We start from the raw sequence: 26513 nt of genomic DNA, 5'->3' as shown, positions 1-26513 counted from the left end.
TGTTAAGGGCAATGTAAAAGTGTGAATATTAACGGTTCTATATTAATCGGACTGTCCGTGGATTAAGTGATGTTTAACGTGACAAGCCCATACAAACCATCGCAGGTTTTACTGAAGATCCGCTAAAATGTCGGCCAAATCACAAAATAATCTTCAAACCTATTTCGTTTACCCCGAACCCAGTGATTTAGCGTAAACTAAAACGCCTATTTGCTATTAAACCAACACGATAAAAGACGAAGACCATGAACAAAAAAATTCTGCTGACGTTAGCACTGACTCTGCTGTTTGCCTGGGGTATTTTCCATTTTAAAGCCCAGTTGGGATTACTGATCCTGCCACTGTTTATCGGACTGGTATTGTTTGTTACCCTACGTTTATATCGCTTGATGGAAAAGGATGACGGCAGCAGTGAGGATTAGCCCCACATTGCATCGAACTTAACCAGAAGGCCCATGGTGTTCTTAATAAAAATGGCCAATCGCTAACATGGAAACGTTACTGAAAACCACTCTGTATGCCAGCCTACTTCTAGCGACGAGCCACAATATCGCCCGCGCTGAGCAAATCGACGCAGGAGCGATAGAGACTCGAACCACTTCGCTTAGCCAAGCGGTCAGCAAAATCAGCCCTCGGCACTCGCAAATTGCACTGCTGGCAATGGACATGTCTACCAATCAAGTGATCTTTAGCCAACAGGCCGAGACGCTGTTTATTCCCGCCAGCACGCAAAAGCTACTCACTGCTGTGAGCGCCATGGCTCAGCTTGGGCCTGATTTTCGTTATGTCACTGAATTATGGACGGACGCACCAATACGCAAGGGCCATATCGCCGGTAGCGCTTATCTGCGTTTTAGTGGCGATCCGACGCTCACTCAAGCCGATCTCAAGGCCATTTTTGCCAGTCTCGTGAAACAAGGCATTAATCGTATTGATGGACATCTGTATTTGCTCGGCGATAAACAAGAGCAAATGCAAGCCCCTGGTTGGGTGTGGGATGACTTAGGCATTTGTTTTGCCGCGCCTGTGTCGAGTTACATTATCAATCAGAACTGCGTTTATGGTCAGTTCAACCCCAGCACGGCCAATAAGCCTTCACAGGTGAGCCTGCGCACGGGGAGTTATGGGGTAAAAGTCAGCAGCGATGCGGTATTTGATCCCAAGGCGAGTCGCGAATTTTGCCAGCTTGATTTGGTGCGACTAGGCCAAAACAACTATCATCTGCGTGGCTGTTATCCGGGCGGTGAAGCGATTGGACTGGCGATTGCGGTCAGCGATCCGTTCAAATTTGCCCAAGATAACCTCACCTCGCTGCTCAAAGGTGAGATGTCACTGGCGAGTAAAGTTAAGCTCGGCACTAGCTTGCCCAAAAAGGCGAAACTGATTGCCAGCCATAGCTCGGCGCCACTGCCTGAACTGCTCGATACTATGCTGCTCAAGTCGGATAATTTGATTGCTGATAGCCTGTTTAAACAGCTTGGCAAAAGTTATTTCAATGCCCAAGGTAGCTTTACTAATGGCGCGGCAGCCATGCAGCGGATTTTAACGGAGTTAGGCATCGATCTGAGTAACGCTAACATTGTCGATGGTTCAGGGCTGTCACGCTATAACTTGCTCAATGCCCAGCAGTTAGCGGCGGTATTGGCACTCATCCATAAGGACAGCCGCTTTAGCCCGTTAATAACCAGTCTGCCGCAAGCAGGAATAAGCGGCACCTTAAGGTATCGCATAGGTTACAACAAGCCGCCGCTGAAACAGCAAATTTTTGCTAAAACAGGCTCGATGCAAGGCGTGTCTAACTTAGCGGGGTTTATCCGTTTGCCTGAGCACAGTGACACCCTGTTTGTGGTGCTTGAGAATGGCATGAGTCCCGAGCTTAAACATCAGCATAAACCATCGTTTAATGCCGAGTTTCTCAAGCAATTGATTTCAGTGCTGCAAGTGCCATCATCCCCCACCACAGCAGCGCTTAGTAACGCAGCTCACTCGGTCCAAGATTAAATACTGCCAAGTAGAAACAGCATGATATAAAACAAAAAAGCACTGAGTCATCAGTGCTTTTTTAGTTTTTATTTCGTTTTTATTTAAACGAATCCATCACAGCCTTGTTAAAACAACTCTGCAGGCATCGCCATAGTGGTCGCATCACCTGCTCTGACTTGAGCGATATGGTAATCCGCTTTAGGCAGTAACTTATCAAAATAGAACTTAGCTAAATAGGCTTTCTGCTCGGCGAACGCTTTATCTTCATGATCAGCTACTTTATCGACCATAGCCAACCAGTAGAAACCATACAGGGTGTAACCAAAGGCATCTAAGAAGTCGACCGCGCAAGCATTAATAAGCGCAGGTTGAGCGACTTTGTGCTCATTGATCGACTCAGCGACTATGACTAATGCATCTAAACGTGCGCATACTGCGGCCACTTTCACCGAATCAACGTGAGTAAATGCGCGCATTTGTGCTTTCAAGTCAGCGACAAATTCGTTTAATGCGGCAAGATTATCGCCCGTGACTTTACGGCCGAGGAAATCGATGGCTTGAATGCCATTAGTGCCTTCATAAATCTGTGCGATACGGGTATCACGGACTAATTGCTCAATACCCGTTTCACGAATATAACCATGTCCACCAAAAACTTGCTGCGCCATGATCGTCGCATCAAGACCGCGATCGGTTAAAAAGGCTTTAGCGACTGGTGTTAATAAACCCACATAACGCGCTGCTTTGGCTTTAACTTCATCTTGGGCATATTTTGCTAGATCCAGCTGTTGTCCAGTAAACACAGACAAAGCACGGCCCGCTTCTGTCATCGCTCGAATGGTCAACAACATACGGCGCACATCGCCGTGGACGATAATAGGATCTGATTCACTGCCCGTCGGCGAGCCGCCAGCGGCAACGCCTTGATTACGCTCTTTAGCATAATCGGCTGCCATCTGATACGCCGCTTGAGCACTGCCTAGCCCTTGAATACCAATCGCTAAGCGCTCGTAGTTCATCATAGTGAACATGCACACGAGACCGCGATTGGGTTCACCAATCAAGAAACCTTGGGCATTATCAAAGTTCATCACACACGTTGCTGAACCTTTAAGGCCCATCTTGTGCTCGATAGAACCCACAGATACACCATTCGCATTCGCTAAGCTGCCATCGGTATTTACCGATATTTTAGGTACTAGGAAGAGTGAAATCCCTTTGCTATCCGGTAGCTTGGCAAGCACTAAGTGGATGACGTTTTCAGTTAAATCGTGATCGCCACCCGTAATAAAAATCTTGCTGCCCGTGATGGCATAACTACCATCATCCTGCGGTAAAGCTCGAGTGCGAATATTACGCAGATCAGAACCCGCTTGCGGCTCTGTCATATCCATAGCACCCGCCCATTCGCCGGAATATAACTTAGGCAAATAAGCTTGTTTTAATGCTTCGCTGCCGTGGGCATTGATACATAAAGCCGCCCCCGCAGTTAACGAGCCATAAAGCGTAAACGCATTACAGGCACTGTAAGCCATTTCGTCAACTAAGATCCCCAGCATCTTTGGCATGCCCATGCCACCAAACTCAGGATCGCCACACAAGCCAATCCAACCGCCCTGCGAATACTGTTCATAAACGGCTTTGTAGCCATCAGGGGTAATCACTTGATTGTCTTGATGCAACACGCCCTGCTCATCGCCAGTCCGGTTCAGCGGATGGATCAACTCACTGCTGATCTTGGCTGCTTCTTCAAGAATGGCATTGGCCGTGTCGATATCGACCATTTCAGCAATCTCAGGCAATTGTGCCCAAGTGTTTGGGGCATCAAATACCTGTTCCAGTAGGAAACGCATATCCGTTAACGGGGCTTGATAAGGGTTCATTGGTAGACTCTTAAACGTAGAATTAAAACAGTTGTTTTAATTTATACCAGTTCACTGTAGAAAACAATCTCATTACAAATACAGCCGCGAATAATATGGAGGTACGTGAGCAAAGTATAAATTCAACCCATAAAAAAACCCTTAAGCTTGAACTTAAGGGTCTCTATTTTAGAAGCTTTACCACAGGATTGTCGCAGCGTTAGTTCACAAGCTTGTGCTTATTACCACATTAAATCATCTGGGATCGCATAATCAGCATAGGGATCATCTTCAACCACCACAGCTTTAGATTCATCCTGCTGCCACAGATAACCACACCACTGCGGCACCAGCAGTTTCACTCGCTCGGCTAACTTATGTGGTACTAAGTAACTCTTATCTTCGTAACGTACTATGCCTAACTGCCCTTTGAGCAATTCTGCCTGCAGTTTTTCATCTATGTATAAAGAATAGATTTTATTATCAAGGGTATAGTTAAATTTCACTTCAGCATAAGCTGGGATCTTAATCGCAGACTTAGTGAACTCAGTGATTAAACCGCGCACCTGCCCACGCTCTGATGCCTCTGCAAAACGTTGCTCGTTCAGCGCTTTATCTTTTAGCGCCTGCAGACGTTTTTGCTCGGCCACTTCTTGCTTAAAAGCACTGGAGCCATCATCTATTCTTGATTTTTTATCACGGCGTTTTTGGGTCTTAACGTCGCGAACCTTTTGTTTACTGGCAAGCCCTGCTTTGAGTAGCTGCTCTTGTAATGCATTAGCCATGGATCATTACCTACTTAATCTATATAAAATCAAAGTTCTCGATTTTGAATATCAAACATCTAAAACCAAACTACATTTTCGCGGCCAGTTCGCCAAGCTCTGTCATCGCAATACTGGCGCCGCCAAGTGACCAACCGCCATCAACCGGCAGCACAACTCCCGTAATATAGGACGCCAATTCAGAGCCTAAGAATAACGCAGCATTAGCAATATCCTGACCTGCGCCGTTGCGTTTTAATGGAACGGATTGGGCAACCTTCTGCTGTAATGCGGCGCTGGGTGCAAGGCGATTAAAGCCTTCAGTATTTGCTATGGGGCCTGGCATAATCGAATTAATTCTCAGCCCCTCACAGCCCCACTCTAACGCTAAGGTTCGCGTCAGCATATCCACGCCCGCTTTCGCGGCACACACATGTACTTGCATGGGCATAGCAATCGAAGCCTGCGGCGCCGAAATCTGGATAATATTGCCATTGGGGCGACGCAGCAAAGGATAAGCCTGCTTTAGCACTTGAAAACTGCCGAGCAAATCAATGTCCATCACCGACTTAAAACCATTGGCCGAAAGCTTTGCGGCGCTGGCGGGGAAATTACCCGCCGCGCCGCTAACCAGCACATCGATAAAACCAAACTCAGAAGCGACTTTATCAAAACCGACTTCAAGGGCGCTAAGATCGCGCACATCAAAACTCACACCTAAATGAATACCGTCAGGATTGGCCTGTTGCAGCTGCAATACCGCGGCATCAACTTTATCTTGGCTGCGACTCGCGACTGCGACATTGCCGCCAGCCTGCGCGAACGCAATTGCAATGGCGAGATTTATCCCACAGGTGCCACCGACAACGACAACATTCTTACCTTGATAGTTAAACATCGTAGCATTAAACATGGGCGTTCTCCGTGAACTGTGAGATATGCACTCAGGGTGTGATTAATTATTTTATGCCAATGATTGGTGAATCGCTTGCAATGCCGCTAATGGATCGGCGGCTTTGGTGATTGGACGGCCAATCACTAGGTAATCTGAACCCGCTGCAATCGCTTGAGGCGGCGTCATCACCCGGTGTTGATCGCCAGCATCGCTACCTACTGGGCGGATCCCCGGCGTAACGAGTTTGAAATCCTGACCTAACAGCGATTTCAACGCTGTCGCTTCTTGGGCGGAACACACCACACCATCAAGTCCCGCTTGCTGCGTGAGCTTCGCCAAACGCTGAACATGTTCAAATGCAGGCACATTGATGCCGAGTAATTTAAGATCATCATCACTCATGGAGGTTAATACCGTCACAGCGATCAGCATAGGCGCTTTGTCGCCATATGGCAGCAAGGCCTTTTTAGCCGCTTCCATCATGGCTAAACCACCACTGGCATGCACGTTCGTCATCCATACACCCAACTCTGCGGCAGCGGCCACGGCTTTGGCGACAGTATTGGGAATATCGTGAAATTTCAAATCGAGGAATAAATCAAAGCCACGATCATGGATATCTTTCACCAGTTGCGGGCCAAACAAGGTAAACATTTCTTTGCCGACTTTAAGGCGGCACATGTTGGGATCGAGTTTTTCTATCAGTTGTAAAGCGTGGTTTTTGTTATCGTAATCAAGCGCTACGAGGATAGGTTTAGTCGTCATCATCTCTCCAACAGAGTTACACTAACTATAGATATTATCTTATTTACTCGCCGTCTAAGCCTCTGATCCGCTTGATACTGCCCCAATTTTTACAGGAAGGACAATGCCAATAAAGTGCATGGGAAGGGAAACCACACTCTTTACAACGGTAGCTTGGACGGAATTTAATTTGTTGCTCAACGAGCTGCTCTAGCATAGTTAAACTTTGCTTGGCTTGCCCTTCCTCTGCTTGACGCAAATGCATTTGCATCAAGTGCTGAAAACCTTTCATGGTCGGATGGCGATATAGGGCATCGAGCACCATGGTCTCTGCCGCTTTAATCTCATCCAGACTTATCATGTGCTGCGCTAAGGCAACAACCACAGATGCACCGGCACCGTCGGCCATGGCGCCCGCCAGTAACTCTTGGAAGCCTTCTTTGTCTTGCGTGTCGCGATAAACTTGTTTGGCCGTGGGGATTGCATCGGCAAAAAGCTCGATATCGGCTTTTTTCAGTTGCAGCAGCATTTGCTTGCACTGGGCATAATCTTGAATATCGAGGAATTTTTTCGCCAAGGTCAATAACGCACGTCCGCATTGCGGATCTTGCTTTAGCGCTTGTTGCAGCAGTTTAATCTTCTGTGCATCGTCGCTGGCTTCATCGGCTAACTGGCAATAGAAATGCGCCGTTAACGGCTTTAAGACTTGCTGACGTTTACGACTCAAACGCTTAGTGATATCAATGGCTTTTTGCCACTCTTTAATCACTTGATAGATAGCAATCAGCTGAGTTTCAGATTCTTCGCTGTGATCATCTTGGCTCACCAAGTTGATAAAAATTTCTTCGGCCCTGTCGTAAAAACCCGCGGCCAGATAATCTTTACCCAGCTCCATCATAGCGATGTCGCGCTGCTCATTGGCTAGGTTTGGACGGGCAATTAAATTCTGATGGATACGAATGGAGCGGTCGACCTCGCCTCGCTTGCGGAACAGCGAACCAAGTGACAGATGGGTATCTATGGTTTCATCGTCAACATCTAGCATACTGATAAACAAATCAACCGCTTTATCCGATTCGTTCGACAGTAAGAAATTGAGGCCAGTAAAATAGTCCCGGCTCAATTGTTTACGTTGATTGCTTTGATTCTGCCTTATGCTCCGTCGCCCCATATACCAACCGTAGGCGGCAGCAATGGGAAGCAACAGAAAGAGTATCTCAAGCATATTAGGCGTCTACATCCTGAGGGGCTTTAGCCATCACTTGGTTTAGTTTCTTTCTCGTTGTCGCTAAGCTCAATTTCAAGCGCACGATATAGTAGCTTGCAACTAACCAGCTCAAGATGAAACCAGCAAAAAAGACGATCGCTAGCACAACAGGTAAACGATATTCACCCTGTGCGACAAAGTAGCTGATGGTCACCACTTGTTCGTTACGCGCGCCAAAGATCAACGCCAGAATAAATAACAGTGCCACAAGCACAGTTGCTACAAATGATTTCACGCTGCACTCCCTAAACGCGTTTCAATTTAATGATTATCCAAGAAATTCACTGAGCTGACCAGCATTGCCTTGCAATAGATACAAAAAAGCCTCCTAACGGAGGCTTTTTACTATGCGGTCAATCACACATTAACGGCGTCAACACGCTCGCGCAGTTCTTTGCCTGGCTTAAAGTGCGGGACGTATTTACCTTCCAAATCAACTGATGAACCAGTCTTTGGATTACGGCCAGTCCGCGGTGCACGATAGTGAAGCGAGAAACTACCAAAGCCACGGATCTCAATACGATCACCGCTTTCTAATGTTGTTGCCATTTGCTCCAACATTTCTTTGATTGCGCCTTCAACCTCTTTCGCCGACAGCTGCGACTGCCTGGTGGCGAGTTTTTCGATAAGTTCAGATTTCGTCATCCTAGCTATCCCCTATTATCAAGCCAAACACAGTCGCCTAATGGGGAGAGAAGTCTCCCCAAACAACAGGCGATTATTTACGAGCTGCTTTAAACGCTTCAGCCATTGCATTGCTAATAACAGCGTCATCTTGTTTGTTCAGAGTCGCCATTACTTCTTTCTCTTCAGCTTCGTCTTTCGCTTTGATTGACAGGCTGATAGAGCGGTTCTTACGGTCAACACCCATGAACTTAGCTTCGATTGCATCACCTACATTATAGACAGTAGATGCATCTTCGATACGCTCACGTGAAATGTCAGCTACACGGATGTAACCTTCAACAGTGTCAGCCAGTTCAACAGTTACACCTTTAGCATCAACAGCAGAAACAGTACCGTTTACGATAGTACCTTTCTTCTTGTCAGCCAAGTATGCGTTGAATGGATCATCTTCAGTTTGCTTAACACCTAAGCTGATGCGCTCACGCTCTGGATCTACAGACAGAACCACTGCATGGATTTCATCGCCTTTCTTGTATTCAGAAACTGCGTCTTCGCCAGTACCGTTCCAAGAAATGTCAGACAGGTGAACTAGACCATCGATACCGCCGTCAAGACCGATAAAGATACCGAAGTCAGTGATTGACTTGATCTTACCAGAAACCTTGTCGCCTTTGTTGTAACGAGTTGCGAAGTCATCCCATGGATTGGTCTTACATTGTTTCAGACCAAGAGAAATACGACGACGCTCTTCATCGATGTCCAGAACCAGAACTTCAACTTCATCACCTAAGTTAACAACTTTAGATGGGTGAATGTTCTTGTTAGTCCAATCCATTTCAGAAACGTGAACCAGACCTTCAACGCCTTCTTCGATTTCTACGAAGCAACCGTAGTCAGTTAGGTTAGTAACGCGACCAGTTAAACGTGTGTTTTCTGGGTAGCGTTTGCTGATTTCTAACCATGGATCTTCGCCAAGTTGTTTCAGACCTAGAGACACACGAGTGCGCTCACGATCGTACTTCAGTACTTTAACGTTGATTTCATCGCCAACATTGACGATTTCTGATGGATGTTTAACACGTTTCCACGCCATATCTGTGATATGTAGCAGACCGTCAACACCACCTAAATCTACGAATGCACCGTAGTCAGTCAGGTTCTTAACGATACCCTTAACTGCTTGACCTTCTTGCAGGTTTTCTAACAGTGCATCACGCTCAGCGCTGCTTTCTGATTCGATAACTGCACGACGAGAAACAACAACGTTGTTACGCTTCTGGTCTAGCTTGATAACTTTGAATTCTAATTCTTTGTACTCTAAGTGAGCGGTGTCGCGAACTGGGCGCACGTCAACTAGAGAACCTGGTAAGAAGGCACGGATACCGTTTAATTCAACAGTGAAACCGCCTTTAACTTTACCATTGATGATACCGATTACAGTTTCAGCATCTTCATAAGCTTTTTCCAGAACGATCCAAGCTTCATGACGTTTCGCTTTTTCGCGAGACAGTTGAGTCTCACCGAAGCCGTCTTCAACAGAGTCAAGAGCTACGTCAACTTCATCACCAACAGCGATTTCTAAAACACCTTGAGCGTTTTTGAATTGTTCAGCTGGGATTGGGCTTTCAGACTTCAGACCCGCGTCAACCAGTACCATACCGTTTTTGATTGATACAACAGTACCACGAACGATAGAACCTGGACGGAATTCCAGAGTTTGAAGGGATTGTTCAAATAGATCAGCAAAAGATTCAGTCATGTTTAGGTTACTTTCTTTATTAAACCACTGTCCGTCCTAGACGTGGAGTCAGTCAAATTATCCGTATCATCCATAATACGAATACCTATCCGGTGGGCTAACTTAGTTAGTGTCGGATAATTTTTGGTTGATAAAGTTAAGCGCAAGCGCTAACACTTCATCAATACCCTTTCCGCTTGTATCGATAATGAGCGCGTCCTCGGCGGGGACTAAAGGAGCCACCGGACGATTCATATCGCGGTCATCACGTTCGATAATTTCACTTAAAAGGCGCTCGATATTAACATCGAAGCCCTTGTCCTGCAACTGATTATAGCGTCTTTGGGCACGCTCTTCAGCTGAGGCGGTTAAATATAATTTTGCCGGCGCACTTGGGAAAACCACAGTTCCCATGTCGCGACCATCGGCAATTAATCCTGGCGCCGTTTTAAAGGCCCGTTGACGACGTAATAACGCTTCTCTCACCCGTGGAAACGCAGCGACTTTTGAAGCGGCATTCGAGCACTCTTGAGTGCGAATGTCGGTGGTGACGTCTTCACCTTCCAATATCACTTGAACCGGATCGGTATCATTGCCTGTTAAAAACTTCACATCGAGATGTGCCGCTAACAGCGTGATCGATTCTTCATTTTCCAGTTCAACGTTATGATGAATTGCTGCGAGCGCAAGAACTCGGTAAATAGCACCACTATCAAGTAGTTGCCAACCTAGATGCTGAGCCAATAATTGACTAATTGTACCTTTGCCAGCACCACTTGGGCCGTCGATTGTGACTACAGGAGCCCGTTCAGACATACATTCCTCCGCAAAAAATAACCATCATCCGTGAGTTCATCAAGTGAGCCCCCGAAAATGAGCGCGCAGCATTGTACAACAAAAGACAAACAAAATCCGTGGATTTTTTATGAAGATTAGCAGCCGCGCAAATACGGCTGACTATTCTTGACATCGATAGTTGTAACAATGACGAAGCAGATTGGCTTAGCCTTGCAGACTCGCAAACTGCTTAAAGTAGTCGGGGAATGTTTTAGAAGTGCAATCAGGATCATTGATGGTAATACCGCAATCGGCAAATGCCAGCATAGAAAAACACATGGCCATACGGTGATCATTGTAGGTATCGATTTCTGCGGTATTAATTACCACAGGCGGGGTGATTTTAATGTAATCGTTGCCCTCTTCAACCTCGGCGCCGACTTTACGTAATTCCGTCGCCATGGCCGCTAAGCGGTCGGTCTCTTTAATGCGCCAGTTGTAGATATTGCGGATAACCGTCGTGCCTTTTGCAAATAAGGCAGCGGTTGCAATGGTCATAGCCGCATCGGGAATGTGGTTCATGTCTAAATCAACGGCCGTTAACTGAGAGCCACGGGCAATAATATAGTCATCGCCCCACTCAATATCAGCGCCCATTTTTTCAAGCACATCGGCAAATTTCACATCGCCTTGAATACTTAAACGGCCCACACCCGTGACTTTGACTTCACCGCCCTTAATCGCCCCTGCGGCGAGGAAATACGATGCCGATGACGCATCACCTTCGACCAGCACTTTACCTGGTGATACATAACGCTGGCCTGCAACAATCTCAAAACGGGCATAGTCATGGTTGATGACAGTTACGCCAAAGTGAGCCATCAGGGCCAGTGTAATATCAATATACGGCTTAGAAACTAACTCGCCTTTGACATGGATATTCACACTGCCCTTTGCAAGCGGCGCCACCATCAATAGGGCGGTTAAAAATTGGCTTGATAAGTCACCCGCAATCTCAACATCGCCGCCATTAAGACCCGTCGCATTAATCGTCAGCGGGGGGAAACCGTCATTTTTAAGGTAAACGACATTGGCACCGAGTTGCCTTAAGGCATCGACTAAGTCGCCAATCGGGCGCTCTTCCATACGCGGTTCGCCCGTGAGGGTAAACTCGCCTTGGCCTAAGGTTAAGGCGGCGCACAAGGGGCGCATTGCTGTGCCCGCATTGCCTAAAAACAATTCCTGCGCGGATTCTGAGGAAATCACACCGCCTAAGCCATCAAGTTCACACACAGTATTGTTTTGCGATAAACGGTAGTTCACCCCTAGCTGCTCAAGGGAGGCCAGCATGTGGCGGATATCATCTGAGTCGAGCAGATTGGTGAGCGTAGTCGTGCCTTGAGCTAAGGTGGCCAATAATAAGGCACGATTAGAAATACTTTTTGAGCCCGGAATATTGATCTCACCGCGGACTTGCACAACAGGTTCAAGACGTAATTGCTTCATGAATAAATCTTCTTTCTCTATAGGGCGTCATCATCACGATCACGCGGACTGAATACGCAAAATGGCAACTTCACGCTACACAGCGTCAAGTTAAGATTACAAATAAAAGGAGATTGGGGCCTTGTTGGTGCTTCGTCGTTATAAAATTACCGATTGTCGCTAAGGATTCAACCGTTTTTTCGAGAAAAATGGCATTTTGGTCAGATTATTTACTGAGTTCAGTGTAAAAATAACAAAAACGCAAAATTTAAGCGGTTAATTTAGGATTTAACCGTATTTTTGGCAGGCTTTTTTGCCAAGATAACTGGTGTGTAATCACAGTTTTCACTTTAAATACTTTACCTTTCCGCGCTATTCTAAGCCCCAAACGATAAATAACGCATATCTGATACAAACAATCACGTTTGCACTATAACCAGAAAGGTAGATGGAGCTATGTTTAACTCACTCATCGCAATGCCAGCAGATCCCATCCTTGGCTTGTTGACTCAGTACCGCGAAGACACCCACCCACAAAAAGTTGATTTAGGTGTAGGCGTTTATAAAGACCCTACAGGCGTGACCCCGATCCTTAACTGCGTGAAAAAAGCTGAGAAATTCCGTCTCGATACCGAAACCACCAAAGTGTATATCGGTCCAACGGGCTCGCCACAGTTCAACACCTTGATGACTGAACTCGCCTTTGGTGCTGGCCACAGTGCCATAATAGCCAATCGTATCCGTACCGTTTCTACACCCGGTGGTACAGGCGCACTGCGCGTGGCAGGAGATTTTATCAAACGCTGTAACCCGAATGCGGTGTTATGGGTAAGCGACCCAACTTGGGCAAACCACATCGGTTTGTTCGAAGCGGCTGGCATTACCGTTAAAACCTATCCGTATTATGACTACGATAGCAAATCATTGAAATTTGATGAGATGCTTGCTGCACTATCGCAGGTGAGTCCAGATGATGTGGTGTTATTCCACGCCTGTTGCCATAACCCGAGCGGAATGGATTTAACCACAGAACAATGGGATAAAGTGGTTGCCCTGACAAAAGAGCAAGGCTTTACCCCACTGATTGACATGGCCTACCAAGGTTTTGGTGATGGCGTTGATATCGATGCCTACGGCGTGCGTCAAATGGCGGCAGCGGTCGATAATATGATCCTTTGCAGCTCATGCTCGAAAAACTTCGGTTTGTACCGTGAGCGTATCGGTTCCTGCTCTGTGATTGCCAAAGATGCCCATACCGCCAATGTCGCGCAATCTGTGCTGCTTTATGTGGTTCGCTGTCTCTACTCTATGCCGCCAGCCCACGGCGCCGCGATTGTTGAGACAATTTTAGGATCGGCGGAGTTAAAACAAGAATGGCTTGATGAGCTGAAAGTAATGCGCGATCGTATCAACGGCAACCGCGCCATTTTAGTCGATAAACTAAAAGCCAATGGCGTAGACCGTGACTTTAGCTTTATCGCCCGCCAAAAAGGCATGTTCTCCTTCCTCGGGGTAGCTCCAGAGCAAGTGGCGCGCCTACAAAAAGAATTCAGCATTTATATGGTCGGTTCAAGCCGCATCAGTATTGCTGGGATCAGTGAAGATAACGTCGATTACTTAGCCCAATCGATCGCCAAAGTGCTCTAAGCACGGCTGAATTTATCTGCATCGCTCACTCTGCTGTACTCCCGCAATAAAGGAATACAGCAGAGTTCATTTACCGCCTCAAGTTTTAAGTTTTAAGTTTTAAGTTTTTCAATCATCCCACCCGATCAGTTTTGACAGTTTATTATCCTCTGTTACATATCCCCCAATATGGCAAGCTGCGCCACGTCTCACTGTTTCAAGCATTTATTTTCAATCGTAAAACCACATTCTAGTGATTTTGACATCGCGGCTTTATCGCAAGAAACCACAAATTGTGACCTCGGTCGGCGGATTTCCATTTCATCAATCAGTGCTGCGGCTATTTTCACTTTTTAAAGCCAGAGTCGCCCAGTAGATTAATGGTCATCCTAGAACCTGTGGATATTACGCCATGTTATTACAAGATAAATTAGTGCAAATCGTCACCAACCCGCAGCTTTCACCTAAGCAAAAATCCAGCTACTTAGCGTTGGAGGCTGAGGCGAGCTTGCCCTACATGTTGATATCGACAGAGGTAAAAGCGGCGATGAATGATGGTATTATTTGCGACATGTTTGAAGGCCATGCGCCATTTAAACCACGCTATGTATTGCCAGATTATGCCCGCTATCTAAAGCAAGGTTCAGAATATTTAGAGCTTTCACCGGCGCAGGATTTAGATGAAGCCATCAATGCCTTGACCATCCTTTATCATCATGTGCCATCGGTGACCAATATCCCCGTGTATTTAGGTCAGCTGGATAAAATATTAATGCCTTTCATCGAAGGAATGGATGCGGAAGTCCTTTATCGTAAATTAAAACTGTTCTGGATCATGCTCGACCGAACCCTGCCCGATGCCTTTATGCATGTGAATATTGGCCCTACAGATAACATCGTTTGCCGCACCCTACTGCGCATTGATGCCGAGTTAAAACAAGTTGCCCCCAATTTGACCTTTATGTACGACCCAGCCATTACGCCAGATGATTTGTTGTTGCTCGCCACCACCAATATTTGTCAATGCAGTAAGCCGCACATCGCGAATTATCCACTGCATGCCAGTGCGTTTGATGCACGCGGTTTTGGTATTGTCAGTTGCTACAATGCCTTGCCGTTAGCGGGCGGCGCTAATACCTTAGTGCGGCTCAATCTTAAAGAGGTCGCGTTAAAGGCAAATTCTATAAACGATTTTTTTGATACAGTATTGCCAAATTACTGCTCGCTCACCTTTGAACTTATCGAGGCGCGCTCGGCATTTTTGCATCAAGAGTCACACTTCTTTGACAGCTTTTTAGTTAAAGAACAATTGATTGATGAATCGCGCTTTGCACCTATGTTTGGCATTTACGGCATGGCAGAAGCAGTGAACATTCTGCAGGGATTAACAGCCAGTGGAGAAGTTAAGTCAGCTAAACACGCGAGATATGGCCATGAAACGGATGCAAATCAGCTGGGCTATCGTATTTCTGCCACGCTCGATGCCATAGTGAAATCCACACCAGTCGCGTATGGTTACCATGGGCGAGCACTGCTGCATTCACAGGGCGGCATCAGTATCGACAAAGACGTGACCCCAGGTGTTCGCATTCCCTATGGCACTGAGCCCAATCCCATCGCCCATATTCAAGCCCTAGCACAACATCATCAATATTATACGGCGGGAATTAGCGATATTTTGACTATCGATGAAACCGTAAAATCCAATCCTCAAGCCATGTTGCAACTGTGTAAAGCCGCGCTTGAGTTAGGTTTTAGGGAGTTTACCGCCAATGTCGCCTCTAACGATTTAATGCGCGTGACTGGCTATATGGTAAAACGCTCAGATATTGAAGCGTTTAAACAGTGCGGCTCGCGTCTCAATACCACAGGCTTAGCCGCAGAAGCTGCGGTCAATACGGGAATATTGCAACGACAAGCACGCGTTATCGCCCATGAGCACTCCCCCCTGTGTTGTTAAATGAACCGGCCATAAATAAACAGGCAATAGTCAGTCAGCTGTTGCCCTTTTCTTGCGTCGACGGGCCTGGCAGCAGGCTAGTGTTATTCCTGCAGGGCTGTAACTATCAATGCAAAAACTGCCATAACCCACATACCATAGGTTTATGCGATGCCTGTGGCGATTGTGTCGCCACCTGCCCTGACAATGCGCTGACATTAATAAACCTCAATGATAAGCCTCGCATTCACTGGGATAATGGGCGTTGTAGCCAATGCGATACTTGTCTTAATGTGTGCCCGAAACAAGCCAATCCTAAAGTCACCCAATACACTGTTGAAGAGATACTGACGATTCTTCACCATCAGCGTCACTTTATTAATGGTATTACCGTGAGTGGCGGCGAAGCGAGTCTGCAACTGCCATTTATTATTGCGCTGTTTCAAGCGATTAAGGCCTCAAAGCCGTTATCACACTTAACGTGCATGCTCGACACCAATGGCAGTTTGAGTCTAACCGGTTGGCATAAACTACTGCCGTTTTTAGATGGCGCTATGGTGGATCTTAAAGCATGGCAGCAAGATACCCATAGGTATATTACCGGGCGAGATAACCATGCGGTATTCAAATCCATTCAGCTATTGGCTAAACAGCAAAAACTGTATGAGGTGAGATTGCTGCACATTCCGAGCATCACGGATTACGAGGACGAAATAGACGCACTAGCGACCTACTTACTTCTGCTAGGCCCAGATACGCGAGTTAAGTTAAATGCCTTTCACCATCATGGTGTTGTCGATGACGCACTCAATTGGCCAAGCTGTAAACAAGCCGATATTGAACGCTTAGCAGCAACGCTTGCAAAGCGAGGCGTAACCAATCTCGTGTTACCGTCCATCTACCTTTAACGACTGCAAAGCAAAATTTGCTCATAAAGCCAGCGCAGTGCGGGATCTTTCATGCTTTGTTTATGCCAAACTAGGCTGTAAGCCACTTTGCCATATTCTATGGGTAAAGATTTAATCGTTAAGCCTTTGGCTTGGCTAGCGATGGATGCCCAGCGGCGCGAGCAGGTAAAGAGCAACTCACTGTGATGGCACATTAACGCCGCGCTGCCAAAATCAGGGACCGAAATGGGTACAGCACGTTTTTTAGATTGCTGGGAGAGCAAAATATCAAAAAATGGCGTACTCAGATCCGTATCGGTAATGCCAATATGGCGGTAACTTAGGTAATCATCGAAGCTGATCTGCGGCTGTTTAGCCAAGGGATGGGACGAATTCATCAGACAGACCATTTCATCGCTGAACAAGGTTTCCCACACCAGATCATCTTGAAGATAATTAGGTTGGCTCAGATCGTGAGGTAACAGCACAAAATCTAACGAGCCTTTGATGAGTCCATCAAAACCAATATTGTCTTTACTATAAATATCGAGATGGATATGGGGGGCCAAATTGAGAATATGGGCACTTAATTTGGCGGCCAGCAGTTCAAAGGTACTTTCGCGCATCGCAAGTGAAAAACGCCCCTCAAAATGGGCTGAATTAAACGCATCTTGACTCATGATCTGATTCATATCATTGATCATTTGCTGCACGCTTGGCCCTAGTCGTCTTGCCAATGGGGTGGCGACCAGTGAGTTGCCGTTACGATAAAACAGTTCATCGTTCAAACTGTCCCTGAGCTGGCTTAAGGTTTTACTGACGGATGAGGGGCTAAGACATAAACGTTCGGCGCTGGCGGTTACGCTCAGGGTATCGAGCATCACATGCAAAGTGATCAAGTGCTTCATACTAATTCGCGAAAGCTTGGCCAAATCCATCAGTGACATCCTATTGATTTATCTTCTATGCACACTCAAATACGTACTTTTAAGCATGATAAACAATAGCATCCAACCAACCCAACACATTGCTGAGAATATTCACCAGTAATGCGCGTCAGCTCACAGGCTTGCACACCGCCCTCTCTAATCCAAGTTAACTTTAATATAAGGTTCTTCCGAAGTTCATCTTGCTTAACGCCAAACGCCAATAATCGATAAATTACAGCCAACAAAAAAGCGAATGCATTTGAGCATTCGCTTTTGGGATGTCTAGCTTTGGATAGCTAACTTGGAATGGCTAACTGATGATAAACGTTCAATAAACATAGCGGTTATCTGCAGGCAGCAAAACCTAGGCGCTAAGCGCCGCAAGCTAGTGAGTGACTATATAGCTAAGCCTAGCTATGTTTCGCCGCAAACTCGTTCATGAACTTGACCAAGGCAACTATGCCATCGAGTGGCATCGCATTGTAAAGGCTAGCACGCATGCCGCCGACAATGCGATGACCCTTGAGGGCCACGAGTCCGGCAATTTGCGCTTGCTTTAAGAACTCACCATCGAGCGCTTCGTTGACTAACTGGAAGGTCACGTTCATTTGTGAGCGATTCGCTGCAACAACACCATTACGGTAAAAAGCATTACCATCAATGCATTGATACAACATCTGCGCTTTTTGTTGATTAATTTTCGCAATACTCGAAATACCGCCAGTCGATTTAAGCCAAGCAAAGACTTCAGCGGCAAGGTACCAAGCAAAGGTTGGTGGCGTGTTGAACATAGAATCATGCTCGACGGCTAGACGATAATCCATGATGGACGACTGCGGTAAACTCGGCAGTTTTAACATGTCATCGCGTACTATCACTATCGACAGACCCGATGGACCTATGTTCTTTTGCGCACCGGCGTAAATCAAGCCGTAGCGGCTGACGTCGATTTCACGGGACATGATTGTTGATGATAAATCGGCAACAATCGGCCATGGTGAGTCTAATTCGTCAAAAATTTCGATACCATCTACTGTCTCATTTGGACAGTAGTGAACATAGCGATAATCGGCATCGATTTTATGTAAGTCAGGTAAGACAACCGCATTGAGTCCATTGTGTTTTTCAACAATATTCAGACTATCAATTTGTGCTTCACCCGCCAGTTTCTGCGCTTCTGCTAACGCGGCAGATGACCATTGACCACTGACTAAATACAGGGCTTTACCCTGCTCGCCGAGAAAATTATTCACAACAGCAGAGAACTGTCCGCGACCACCGCCGTGCATAAATAGCACATGGTAATTTGCAGGGATCTGCATCAGTTCACGTAAATCGGACTCGGCTTGCTCGGTCAGCGCGATGAACTCTTTACTTCGGTGGCTGATTTCCATCACGGAAACGCCTTGGCCATTCCAATCAAGTAATTCCTGTTGTGCTTTTTTCATTACCGCTGCGGGTAACATTGCAGGTCCAGCACAGAAATTATAAATCGCGCTCACTGACACTCTCCTTAATCCCAACCATGATGTATGTATTGATAAAACGAAATCATTCTAAAACGAATAATGCTACCAACAATCAATGCCATTAAAAAAACGAGCGTCCAATTGGACGCTCGTTAATATGACACTTAATTACTCTTCGTCTTGCTCATCATCAGCAAGCTCGTCTTCATCTTCGTCCAACTCTTCTTCGTCATCCAGCTCTTCATCAAGCGCCTCGTCGGCTAACTCGCCTTCGATAATCACAGGAACAATCGGTAAACCGTTTTCATCCAGCTCGACTTCATCTTCATCACTTTGGATTTCGTCGATACGTTGCAGGCCAACCACTTTCTCATCGCCAGCGGTGCGGATAATCGTCACACCTTGCGTGTTACGGCCAATGATTGACACGCCGCCCGCTGGTGTACGCACTAAGGTGCCTTTATCACTGATGAGCATAAGTTCGTCGTTAAGACCCACTTGCACTGCGCCAACAACTGCGCCGTTACGTTCGCTCACCTTGATAGAAACCACGCCTTTAGTCGCACGACTCTTCGCTGGGTATTCAGACAGTTGAGTCCGTTTACCGTAACCGTTTTCAGTCACAGTCAGAATCGCGCCATCGCCTTTGGGTACGATAAGCGACACAACTTTTTGACCTTCTTCTAAACGGATACCACGAACGCCTGTTGCAGTACGGCCCATAGGACGTAAGGACAAGACTTCTTCACCAGTTTCAGGATCGGTTTTCACTTCGCCGGTTTCAGAATCACGGACTTTCTCACCAAAGCGAACCACTTTACCTTCGTTCGAGAACAACATGATTTCGTCATCACCGTTAGTGATATCGACACCGATCAGTTGGTCACCGTCTTTCAGGTTAACGGCGATAATGCCGTTTGCACGTGGGTTGCTATAAGCTGTTAGTGCGGTTTTCTTCACAGTACCGTGTGAGGTCGCCATGATGATGTACTTGTCAGCCGCGTATTCACGTACTGGCAGAATCGCAGTAATGCGCTCGCCATCGGATAACGGCAACAAGTTAACAATTGGACGACCGCGGGCCGTACGGCTCGCTAATGGCAATTGATACACTTTGAGCCAGTACATCTTACCAAAGTCAGAGAAGCACAAAATGGTGTCATGGGTATTGGCAACTAACAGCTTCTCGACGAAATCTTCATCTTTCACTTTAGTTGCCGCTTTACCTTTACCACCACGGCGCTGGGCTTGGTAATCGGTCAAGGGTTGATACTTGGCATAACCTAAGTGCGACAGTGTCACCACAACGTCTTCTTCGTTGATCAAGTCTTCAAGACTCATATCGACTTCGTTGGCATTGATCACGGTACGGCGAGCATCACCGTATTCATCAAGGATTTGAACTAATTCTTCCTTGATGACTTCCATCAAACGCTCAGGACTGCGCAGAATAAACAGCAGACCCGCGATAAATTCGAGCAGCTCTTCGTATTCGGCGATGATCTTATCGTGTTCAAGACCGGTTAAACGGTGTAAACGCAGTTCCAGAATCGCCTGAGCTTGTTGCTCAGTCAGGAAATATTGACCGTCACGGATACCGTATTGTGGCTCTAACCACTCAGGACGCGCGGCGTCATCGCCTGCTTTTTCCAGCATGCCTTGAACGTGGCCTAATTCCCAACCTTGCTCAACCAATTTAACTTTGGCATCCGCAGGCGTTGGCGAAGCTTTGATCAACGCAATAATCGGGTCGATGTTAGCCAGTGCAACCGCCAGCGCTTCCAAAATATGGGCACGCTCACGGGCTTTACGCAGTTCAAATACGGTACGACGCGTCACGACTTCACGGCGATGCAGAATAAAGCATTCGAGCATTTCTTTAAGGTTAAACAGTTTAGGCTGACCATTGGTCAGGGCCACCATGTTAATCCCGAAAGAACACTGCATTTGCGTTTGAGCATACAGGTTGTTTAATACCACCTCGCCCACTTCGCCGCGCTTAATTTCGATAACGATACGCATACCGTCTTTATCAGACTCGTCGCGTAGACCGCTGATCCCTTCAAGCTTTTTATCTTTAACCAGCTCGGCAATCTTTTCGATTAAACGGGCTTTGTTCACTTGATACGGGATTTCAGTCACGATAATGCGCTCACGGCCATTATCTTCGGTTTCCACATCCGCCAGTGCACGCATGATCGCGCGGCCACGGCCGGTTTTATAGGCATCAATAATGCCTTTACGGCCATTGATAATTGCCGCAGTTGGGAAATCCGGACCTGGAATGTATTCCATCAACTGTTCAATAGACAGTGAGGGTTCTTCAATCAGTGCCAAACAGCCTTTCACGACTTCCGTTAGGTTGTGTGGTGGGATGTTGGTTGCCATACCGACCGCAATACCCGATGAACCGTTAATTAACAGGTTAGGTACGCGTGTGGGTAGTACCGCTGGGATCTGTTCTGTGCCGTCGTAGTTAGGGACAAAATCCACTGTCTCTTTTTCAAGATCGGCCAGTAATTGATGCGCTAACTTATCCATACGGATTTCGGTATAACGCATTGCCGCCGCGGAGTCACCGTCGACCGAACCGAAGTTACCTTGGCCATCTACTAAGGTGTAACGCAGTGAGAATGGCTGGGCCATACGGACGATAGTGTCATAAACAGCAGAGTCACCATGAGGGTGATATTTACCGATGACGTCACCGACCACACGGGCAGATTTTTTGTAAGGCTTGTTCCAATCGTTCTTCAATTCACTCATGGCAAACAGAACGCGGCGATGAACCGGCTTTAAGCCGTCGCGCACGTCTGGTAATGCACGTCCCACGATAACGCTCATGGCGTAATCAAGGTACGAATTCTTTAGTTCGTCTTCGATATTAATTGGCGAAATAGATGATGCCAGATCAGTCATAAACTGCTCGTTCCCCTGAAAAATAGCCGACAACGTATAATCCGTATCATTGCCTAGCCCAAAAACGTGATTTGGCATTCTAACACAGTTATTTAATGTCGCCAGACCTATCCTTATCGAATTGAGAGTCTGGTGGCTTAATAGATGAAAACACTGTCAATTTGGTCGTTTGAGCGATAAACCAGCGTTGAAATTCGCGGCTTAGGATGAGAAAAAATCGTCAAAGGGATGAAGTAAAAGGTCGATACGGAGCACAACAATTAACATAAAACCAGAAAACTGCTGAAAATTCACTCAACCACAAGGGCTTAGCTCAGTCGAACACTTTGTTTATCAAACATAGTCGTTATAATAGCCGCACAATACAGCTACTTCAGGTAATAGCATGCATCAGAATACCAATGTGGACCCACAGGAAATCGCAAAGTTTGAACGTATGGCCGAAACGTGGTGGGATCTCAACGGTGAATTTAAGCCGCTGCATCTATTAAACCCGCTGCGCTTAAATTATATCGATCAAACTGCCGGCGGCATTTTCGGTAAGAAAGTGCTCGACGTTGGTTGCGGCGGCGGGATTTTATCTGAAAGCATGGCCCGTATCGGTGCCGAGGTTGATGGTCTTGACATGGGTGATGAGCCCTTAGAAGTCGCCCGCCTACATGCCCTCGAAACCGGCGTAAGCATTAATTATGTAAAAAATACCGCCGAGACCCATAGCCAAGATCATCAAGCCTATTACGATGTGGTGACCTGTATGGAAATGCTGGAGCATGTGCCCGATCCACAATCGGTGATCAAGGCTTGCTGTGACATGGTTAAACCCGGTGGCTTTGTGTTTTTCTCCACCATTAACCGCAACATTAAATCCTATGTGCACACGATTCTGGGCGCAGAATATTTGCTGAAGATGCTGCCAGTTGGCACCCATGAGCATAAAAAATTCATTAAGCCTTCGGAACTGATTGAGCTTGTGGACAATACCGATCTGATCTGTACCGATGCATTAGGCATCAGCTACAACCCGCTGACGGGCATTTTTAAATACACGCCTAAAGTTGATGTGAATTACATGATCGCAACGCGTAAGGTTGATTAATATGAGTCTGGCACAGATCCAAGGCGTGCTGTTCGATCTCGACGGCACCTTAGCCGATACCGCGCCGGATCTGGTGCAGGCCCTTAATTTAAGTCTTCAGGACGTCGGCATCGCCGCGCAGCCGTTAGCGGCCATGCGCTACGCCGCATCCCACGGCAGTTTTGCCTTAGTCGATGCGGCGATCCCCAATGCAGCGGATGATCTTCGTACTCAAGTTCAGCAAGGGCTGCTCGCCCACTATCAGCGCATTAATGGCGATCACTGTGCGCTATTCACAGGCATTGCAGCATTACTCGACTGGCTCGAGTTAACGCAGCTGCCGTTTGGGGTGATCACCAACAAGCCAGCCCGCTTTACCCGTCCCTTATTGCGAAAACTGAATTTACACTTACGTATGCCCGTTATCATCAGTGGCGATTCAACCAAACACCCAAAACCCCACACAGCACCTATGTTGTTAGGGGCTCAGCAACTGAACTGCGCTCCAGAGCACATTTTGTATCTTGGGGATGCCGAGCGGGATTTGTTAGCAGCGAAGGCGGCGGGCATGTTAGGCGGCGTTGCCCTATGGGGTTATCTGGGTGTCAACGACAAGCCATCGCAATGGCCAGCTCACGCACACTTTGCCAGCCCAACTGAGCTACATCAGGCATTAGTCGACGCATTGGCCTAGAAAAACTCGCTAATAAAACGGCTAACAGACGTCACCATGACACTCAAAGATAAACCTTTTGCTAAAGCCAATATGCAGACACACATAAGTGTGTTTGCCTGATTTTTACCTGCGAATAAAATCAGGCGGCGAAAGGTCGGCGGATAAAAGATCGGCACTTGTGCGCGATCGCGATCTAAAGAAAAGATCGCCTAAAAATCCCCCATGAGTGCGACACACTAACCTGAAATTGAGCTTCAAGGTTAGTCGTTACTAACGCGAAAGCTTATCCTCAACTTATCCACAAGATGTCCCCTGAATTCAGACTTGCAAATAGGGTCAAACCTCACTATCTTGTATCCCAGATAATTTAAAACACCATATCTTGTGTATAGGTAGCAATCAGACACACTAAAAGCTCGCCGCTTAATTGACTCGTTTTCAACCAGTCAGCAGTATTTAAGGGACGGTTATTGATTGTTTTACAAGGATACGTACGGTGAACTTGCTCACCTAAATAGATATAAGAACCAAGGCCTATCTCCAAATGAATAGCACTATGACAGTCACAAAACGCTGTGGCGATCGTGAAAATATCGATCTCGAAAAAATACACCGCGTAATTACTTGGGCAGCCAAGGGATTAAAAAACGTTTCTGTTTCTGAAGTTGAACTTCGCTCGCACCTACAGTTTTTCGATGGCATCCCAACCGAAGCTATCCATGAAACCATTATCAAAGCGGCTGCGGATTTAATTTCTCCAGAATCACCGGACTATCAATTCCTCGCCGCCCGTTTAGCGGTGTTTCATTTGCGTAAGAAGGCCTTTGGTCAGTTCGAGCCGCCAGCACTGTATACCCACGTGACTAAGTTAGTTGAGCTTGGCAAGTATGACATGCACATTCTGCAGGATTACAGCAGCGAAGAACTCGACGTGATGGATACCTATATCGACCATTGGCGCGATATGGACTTCTCTTACGCTGCGGTAAAACAGCTTGAAGGCAAATATTTAGTTCAAAACCGTGTGACGCACGAAATCTACGAGAGCGCCCAGTTCCTCTACATTTTGGTCGCGGCCTGTTTGTTTGCCCGTTATCCAAAAGAAACGCGCCTGAAATACGTTAAAGATTTCTATGACGCGGTATCGACCTTTAAGATTTCGCTACCAACGCCAATCATGGCCGGTGTGCGCACGCCAACGCGTCAGTTCAGCTCTTGCGTACTGATCGAATGTGGTGACAGCTTAGATTCCATCAACGCGACAGCTTCGTCTATCGTGAAATACGTTAGCCAACGTGCGGGTATCGGTATTAACGCCGGTCGTATTCGCGCCTTAGGTAGCCCAATCCGTGGTGGTGAAGCCTTCCACACAGGTTGTTTACCTTTCTATAAGTATTTCCAAACCGCAGTGAAATCTTGTTCTCAAGGCGGCGTGCGGGGCGGTGCTGCGACCCTGTTCTACCCTATTTGGCACTTAGAAGTCGAATCTCTGCTGGTATTGAAAAATAACCGCGGCGTAGAAGACAACCGTATCCGTCATTTAGACTACGGTGTGCAGTTGAACAAAGTCATGTATCAACGTCTGATCAAAGGCGAAAACATCAGCCTGTTTAGCCCATCTGACGTACCTGGCTTGTACGATGCTTTCTTTGAAGATCAAAATGAATTCGAACGTTTATATGTGCAATATGAGCAAGACAGCAGCATTCGTAAGAAAACCATAAAGGCTGTTGAGCTGTTTTCACTGATGATGCAAGAGCGCGCCTCAACTGGCCGTATCTACATTCAAAACGTGGATCACTGCAACACTCACAGCCCGTTCGATTCAAAAGTCGCACCGATCAGACAGTCTAACCTGTGTCTTGAAATCGCCCTGCCGACAAAACCATTGAACAACATCGATGATCCAGAAGGTGAAATCGCGCTTTGTACGCTGTCAGCACTTAACTTAGGTTCTATCAAAGAATTATCTGATATTGAGCCATTAGCCGACCTCGCCGTACGTGCACTGGATAACCTGTTGGATTATCAAGATTACCCCATCAAGGCCGCGCAAATTGCCTCGATGAATCGCCGTACTTTAGGCATAGGCGTGATTAACTTCGCTAACTACTTAGCGAAAAATGGCATGAAGTATTCCGATGGCAGCGCGAACGAGCTGACCCACAGAACCTTCGAAGCGATTCAGTTCTATTTACTGAAAGCCTCAATGAACTTGGCCAAAGAGCAAGGTGCGTGTCCGTTATTCCACGAGACCACATACTCTCAAGGTATTTTGCCAATCGATACCTACAAACGTGACCTAGATAAAATTTGTGCAGAACCATTGCACTTAGACTGGGAATCACTGCGTAGCGATATCAAGCAATATGGCCTACGTAACTCAACGCTGTCGGCATTAATGCCATCAGAAACCTCGTCGCAAATCTCCAATGCGACCAATGGTATCGAGCCACCACGTGGTCTTATCAGCGTGAAATCGAGCAAAGACGGTCAGTTGAAGCAAGTTGTACCTGATTTCGATACGCTGAAAGATAGCTATGAATTGCTATGGAAAATGCCAAGCAATGACGGTTACTTACAGCTAGTGGGTATCATGCAGAAGTTCGTTGACCAAGCTATTTCGGCCAACACTAACTATGATCCTTCACGTTTTGAAGGCCGTAAAGTACCGATGCAAACCCTGCTGAAAGATTTGCTCAATGCTTACAAGTTAGGTGTGAAAACGCTTTACTACCATAACACTCGCGATGGTGCGTCGGATTCACACGATGACATCACCAATTTAGAGAAAGAAGACGATGGTTGCGCCGGCGGCGCGTGTAAAATCTAGTCTTTAACGTTAACGCGG

General features: G+C 46.7%; 20 protein-coding genes and 1 pseudogene. 8 read left to right on the top strand and 13 right to left on the bottom strand.

Annotation, left to right across the window (positions count from 1 at the left end; genetic code table 11):
* Window positions 1-245: 245 nt before the first annotated feature.
* The gene (locus AC5YB3_RS22530; RefSeq protein WP_006086754.1) at window positions 246-422 is read left to right on the top strand and encodes a hypothetical protein; all 177 of its coding nucleotides are present in this window, start codon (window positions 246-248) and stop codon (window positions 420-422) included.
* A gap of 67 nt (window positions 423-489) precedes the next feature.
* Window positions 490-2001: a D-alanyl-D-alanine carboxypeptidase/D-alanyl-D-alanine endopeptidase gene (dacB, locus tag AC5YB3_RS22525; protein ID WP_494526223.1), complete on the top strand. Its 1512-nt coding sequence runs from the start codon at window positions 490-492 to the stop codon at window positions 1999-2001.
* Between the two features lie 107 nt (window positions 2002-2108).
* On the opposite strand, the gene AC5YB3_RS22520 is transcribed toward dacB, so the two are convergent.
* The 10 genes and pseudogenes from AC5YB3_RS22520 to aroA all read right to left on the bottom strand — a co-directional run bounded on the left by AC5YB3_RS22520 (window position 2109) and on the right by aroA (window position 12163).
* Window positions 2109-3866, bottom strand: a complete 1758-nt coding sequence (locus AC5YB3_RS22520; protein ID WP_413495282.1) for an acyl-CoA dehydrogenase family protein — start codon at window positions 3864-3866, stop codon at window positions 2109-2111.
* A 221-nt stretch (window positions 3867-4087) separates the two neighbouring features.
* Window positions 4088-4630 (bottom strand): DUF2058 domain-containing protein, encoded by a 543-nt coding sequence (locus AC5YB3_RS22515; RefSeq protein ID WP_006081713.1) that lies wholly within the window; start codon window positions 4628-4630, stop codon window positions 4088-4090.
* A gap of 70 nt (window positions 4631-4700) precedes the next feature.
* Entirely contained in the window at window positions 4701-5522 is an 822-nt protein-coding gene (locus AC5YB3_RS22510; protein WP_494526222.1) for an SDR family oxidoreductase, read from the bottom strand.
* Between the two features lie 51 nt (window positions 5523-5573).
* The gene (gene pyrF, locus AC5YB3_RS22505; protein ID WP_011846776.1) at window positions 5574-6269 is read right to left on the bottom strand and encodes an orotidine-5'-phosphate decarboxylase; all 696 of its coding nucleotides are present in this window, start codon (window positions 6267-6269) and stop codon (window positions 5574-5576) included.
* A 43-nt stretch (window positions 6270-6312) separates the two neighbouring features.
* Window positions 6313-7473: a lipopolysaccharide assembly protein LapB gene (gene lapB, locus AC5YB3_RS22500; RefSeq protein ID WP_006081716.1), complete on the bottom strand. Its 1161-nt coding sequence runs from the start codon at window positions 7471-7473 to the stop codon at window positions 6313-6315.
* 1 nt (window position 7474) lies between these two features.
* Entirely contained in the window at window positions 7475-7750 is a 276-nt protein-coding gene (locus AC5YB3_RS22495; protein ID WP_006081717.1) for a LapA family protein, read from the bottom strand.
* 122 nt (window positions 7751-7872) lie between these two features.
* Window positions 7873-8160 carry an integration host factor subunit beta gene (gene ihfB / locus AC5YB3_RS22490; protein ID WP_006081718.1) on the bottom strand — a complete coding sequence of 96 codons (288 nt, stop codon included), beginning with the start codon at window positions 8158-8160 and terminating at the stop codon, window positions 7873-7875.
* Between the two features lie 73 nt (window positions 8161-8233).
* Window positions 8234-9904: pseudogene (gene rpsA / locus AC5YB3_RS22485) on the bottom strand (30S ribosomal protein S1); the annotation flags it as partial.
* A gap of 99 nt (window positions 9905-10003) precedes the next feature.
* Complete coding sequence (gene cmk / locus AC5YB3_RS22480; RefSeq protein WP_006081720.1) at window positions 10004-10696, bottom strand: (d)CMP kinase; 693 nt, start codon at window positions 10694-10696, stop codon at window positions 10004-10006.
* A 186-nt stretch (window positions 10697-10882) separates the two neighbouring features.
* Window positions 10883-12163, bottom strand: a complete 1281-nt coding sequence (gene aroA / locus AC5YB3_RS22475; protein WP_494526221.1) for a 3-phosphoshikimate 1-carboxyvinyltransferase — start codon at window positions 12161-12163, stop codon at window positions 10883-10885.
* Between the two features lie 435 nt (window positions 12164-12598).
* On the opposite strand from aroA, the gene AC5YB3_RS22470 reads away from it, so the two are divergent.
* From AC5YB3_RS22470 to AC5YB3_RS22460, 3 genes are all read left to right on the top strand, one after another.
* The gene (locus AC5YB3_RS22470) at window positions 12599-13789 is read left to right on the top strand and encodes an amino acid aminotransferase (RefSeq protein WP_494526220.1); all 1191 of its coding nucleotides are present in this window, start codon (window positions 12599-12601) and stop codon (window positions 13787-13789) included.
* Between the two features lie 391 nt (window positions 13790-14180).
* Complete coding sequence (locus AC5YB3_RS22465; RefSeq protein ID WP_494526219.1) at window positions 14181-15728, top strand: YjjI family glycine radical enzyme; 1548 nt, start codon at window positions 14181-14183, stop codon at window positions 15726-15728.
* A 26-nt stretch (window positions 15729-15754) separates the two neighbouring features.
* The gene (locus AC5YB3_RS22460) at window positions 15755-16615 is read left to right on the top strand and encodes a YjjW family glycine radical enzyme activase (RefSeq protein WP_494527205.1); all 861 of its coding nucleotides are present in this window, start codon (window positions 15755-15757) and stop codon (window positions 16613-16615) included.
* On the opposite strand, the gene AC5YB3_RS22455 is transcribed toward AC5YB3_RS22460, so the two are convergent.
* From AC5YB3_RS22455 to gyrA, 3 genes are all read right to left on the bottom strand, one after another.
* Window positions 16612-17532 carry a LysR family transcriptional regulator gene (locus tag AC5YB3_RS22455; protein ID WP_494526218.1) on the bottom strand — a complete coding sequence of 307 codons (921 nt, stop codon included), beginning with the start codon at window positions 17530-17532 and terminating at the stop codon, window positions 16612-16614. The genes AC5YB3_RS22460 and AC5YB3_RS22455 overlap by 4 nt on opposite strands.
* Window positions 17533-17933: 401 nt before the next feature.
* On the bottom strand, window positions 17934-19025 hold the full coding sequence (gene serC, locus AC5YB3_RS22450) for a 3-phosphoserine/phosphohydroxythreonine transaminase (protein ID WP_006086766.1): 1092 nt from the start codon (window positions 19023-19025) through the stop codon (window positions 17934-17936).
* 135 nt (window positions 19026-19160) lie between these two features.
* A complete protein-coding gene (gene gyrA, locus AC5YB3_RS22445; protein ID WP_283628960.1) occupies window positions 19161-21911 on the bottom strand; it encodes a DNA gyrase subunit A in 2751 nt (916 codons plus the stop codon).
* Window positions 21912-22296: 385 nt separating this feature from the next.
* Between gyrA and ubiG the strand changes: the two genes are divergently transcribed.
* From ubiG to nrdA, 3 genes are all read left to right on the top strand, one after another.
* Window positions 22297-23007 (top strand): bifunctional 2-polyprenyl-6-hydroxyphenol methylase/3-demethylubiquinol 3-O-methyltransferase UbiG, encoded by a 711-nt coding sequence (gene ubiG, locus AC5YB3_RS22440; protein ID WP_006086768.1) that lies wholly within the window; start codon window positions 22297-22299, stop codon window positions 23005-23007.
* 1 nt (window position 23008) lies between these two features.
* A complete protein-coding gene (locus tag AC5YB3_RS22435) occupies window positions 23009-23680 on the top strand; it encodes an HAD family hydrolase (protein WP_006086769.1) in 672 nt (223 codons plus the stop codon).
* Between the two features lie 526 nt (window positions 23681-24206).
* Window positions 24207-26495 (top strand): class 1a ribonucleoside-diphosphate reductase subunit alpha, encoded by a 2289-nt coding sequence (gene nrdA, locus AC5YB3_RS22430; RefSeq protein ID WP_494526217.1) that lies wholly within the window; start codon window positions 24207-24209, stop codon window positions 26493-26495.
* The last annotated feature ends 18 nt before the right edge of the window (window positions 26496-26513 follow it).

It is taken from the genome of Shewanella sp. 1311, assembly GCF_059338235.1.
The sequence above is the reverse complement of the archived record's forward strand: the minus strand, read 5'-3'. Positions and strand labels throughout refer to the sequence as shown.

What these genes read in the sequence shown, in the direction of transcription:
- nrdA (WP_494526217.1), top strand. Translation starts at nt 24,207, where the DNA reads ATGAATAGCACTATGACAGTCACAAAACGCTGTGGCGATCGTGAAAAT.
- AC5YB3_RS22515 (WP_006081713.1), bottom strand. Translation starts at nt 4,630, where the DNA reads ATGGCTAATGCATTACAAGAGCAGCTACTCAAAGCAGGGCTTGCCAGT.
- AC5YB3_RS22435 (WP_006086769.1), top strand. Translation starts at nt 23,009, where the DNA reads ATGAGTCTGGCACAGATCCAAGGCGTGCTGTTCGATCTCGACGGCACC.
- ubiG (WP_006086768.1), top strand. Translation starts at nt 22,297, where the DNA reads ATGCATCAGAATACCAATGTGGACCCACAGGAAATCGCAAAGTTTGAA.
- pyrF (WP_011846776.1), bottom strand. Translation starts at nt 6,269, where the DNA reads ATGACGACTAAACCTATCCTCGTAGCGCTTGATTACGATAACAAAAAC.
- dacB (WP_494526223.1), top strand. Translation starts at nt 490, where the DNA reads ATGGAAACGTTACTGAAAACCACTCTGTATGCCAGCCTACTTCTAGCG.
- cmk (WP_006081720.1), bottom strand. Translation starts at nt 10,696, where the DNA reads ATGTCTGAACGGGCTCCTGTAGTCACAATCGACGGCCCAAGTGGTGCT.
- lapB (WP_006081716.1), bottom strand. Translation starts at nt 7,473, where the DNA reads ATGCTTGAGATACTCTTTCTGTTGCTTCCCATTGCTGCCGCCTACGGT.
- AC5YB3_RS22465 (WP_494526219.1), top strand. Translation starts at nt 14,181, where the DNA reads ATGTTATTACAAGATAAATTAGTGCAAATCGTCACCAACCCGCAGCTT.
- AC5YB3_RS22510 (WP_494526222.1), bottom strand. Translation starts at nt 5,522, where the DNA reads ATGTTTAATGCTACGATGTTTAACTATCAAGGTAAGAATGTTGTCGTT.
- AC5YB3_RS22470 (WP_494526220.1), top strand. Translation starts at nt 12,599, where the DNA reads ATGTTTAACTCACTCATCGCAATGCCAGCAGATCCCATCCTTGGCTTG.
- gyrA (WP_283628960.1), bottom strand. Translation starts at nt 21,911, where the DNA reads ATGACTGATCTGGCATCATCTATTTCGCCAATTAATATCGAAGACGAA.
- aroA (WP_494526221.1), bottom strand. Translation starts at nt 12,163, where the DNA reads ATGAAGCAATTACGTCTTGAACCTGTTGTGCAAGTCCGCGGTGAGATC.
- AC5YB3_RS22520 (WP_413495282.1), bottom strand. Translation starts at nt 3,866, where the DNA reads ATGAACCCTTATCAAGCCCCGTTAACGGATATGCGTTTCCTACTGGAA.
- AC5YB3_RS22455 (WP_494526218.1), bottom strand. Translation starts at nt 17,532, where the DNA reads ATGGATTTGGCCAAGCTTTCGCGAATTAGTATGAAGCACTTGATCACT.
- AC5YB3_RS22530 (WP_006086754.1), top strand. Translation starts at nt 246, where the DNA reads ATGAACAAAAAAATTCTGCTGACGTTAGCACTGACTCTGCTGTTTGCC.
- ihfB (WP_006081718.1), bottom strand. Translation starts at nt 8,160, where the DNA reads ATGACGAAATCTGAACTTATCGAAAAACTCGCCACCAGGCAGTCGCAG.